Genomic DNA, 865 nt, shown 5'->3' with positions numbered 1-865 from the left:
GTGTCAGACTGGGCATTTGTTGCCCCGTTTGTTTGTGCAAATACTGTACCAGTTGATAGTACCATACCCGCAGCTAATAGTACTGTTAGTGATTTTTTATACATATAATCCCTCCTTATTCATAATCTTCCTAATTATGCATTTAACTGAATAGTTTGTAAATGAGTCATTAGTCTTTAAATTCCAACTATCAATCGGTGTCTGACACTCGTTCTCTTACCAGCCCTTTTTCTATTTCATCACTATCCATATGATCAATAGAATTACCGCAATATTACTCAAATTATTACTTGACCGTTTTTTTCAAGTTTTTAGTATTCTTTATAGGACTTTTCTTTGTGATAAATACAACAAAAAAAGAGTAGCAATACGCTACTCAACTTCCATTTCATCAATCAATTGTCCACTATATTTTTGTTTCTCAATGAGACTCTTGATTAAATTTCAATAAATCTTGATTCCATGCAGCAATTAATTTATAAAAATACACATTTTCACCTTTACCCTTGTACTGATCTAGCTCACGAATTTCGTTCAGGGCGTTCGTAAAAGTATATGAGGGTCCGAGGACGTTCGTAAAGTGTTTCAGAACTTTAGCGAACATGAATAACGGGTGTTTTGAGAAGAAACTTCACCGTTCGTAAAAGTCTACTTTTACGAACCTACAGCTTTCATAATTAGATAAATAAAGATGAAATAGAAAAAGCTCTAGTGGTTATGGAGTGACCCCTGTCAAATAGACAGAAATAAAAAAGACAATTAAGCAGCCTGAGTTCTATATTGATATGGACTCAGGTTGTTTAATTTTTTCTGGAAGCGATGATGGTTATAGAATCGAATATACATACTTACAGCACCTCTAACC

Annotated in this window: 2 protein-coding genes; both read right to left on the bottom strand. The window is 33.8% G+C overall.

Annotated features, from left to right (window positions below; translation table 11 throughout):
* Positions 1–421: 421 nt before the first annotated feature.
* A complete protein-coding gene (locus tag AC1DUW_RS30780) occupies positions 422–604 on the bottom strand; it encodes a hypothetical protein (RefSeq protein ID WP_477644445.1) in 183 nt (60 codons plus the stop codon).
* A 155-nt stretch (positions 605–759) separates the two neighbouring features.
* A complete protein-coding gene (locus AC1DUW_RS30775; RefSeq protein ID WP_477642703.1) occupies positions 760–846 on the bottom strand; it encodes an IS3 family transposase in 87 nt (28 codons plus the stop codon).
* Positions 847–865 lie beyond the last annotated feature (19 nt).

This window comes from Peribacillus sp. P4_C12 (assembly GCF_056402095.1).
Note: the sequence above shows the minus strand (reverse complement) of the source record. Positions and strands in the feature narration are given on the sequence as shown.